At 56.3% G+C, this 215-nt stretch carries 1 rRNA gene; it reads right to left on the bottom strand.

Features of this window, described 5'->3' with window-relative positions:
• Positions 1 to 215 (bottom strand): 16S ribosomal RNA (locus IG629_RS22515); the annotation flags it as partial.

The following is a 215-nucleotide window of genomic DNA, read 5'->3' as shown; positions in this document are numbered from 1 at the left end:
GATACGGCTACCTTGTTACGACTTCACCCCAATCATCTGTCCCACCTTCGGCGGCTGGCTCCTAAAAGGTTACCTCACCGACTTCGGGTGTTACAAACTCTCGTGGTGTGACGGGCGGTGTGTACAAGGCCCGGGAACGTATTCACCGCGGCATGCTGATCCGCGATTACTAGCGATTCCAGCTTCACGCAGTCGAGTTGCAGACTGCGATCCGA

Origin of the sequence: Nisaea nitritireducens (genome assembly GCF_014904795.1) — a bacterium.
Lineage (GTDB): Bacteria > Pseudomonadota > Alphaproteobacteria > Thalassobaculales > Thalassobaculaceae > Nisaea > Nisaea nitritireducens.
Note: the sequence above shows the minus strand (reverse complement) of the source record. Positions and strands in the feature narration are given on the sequence as shown.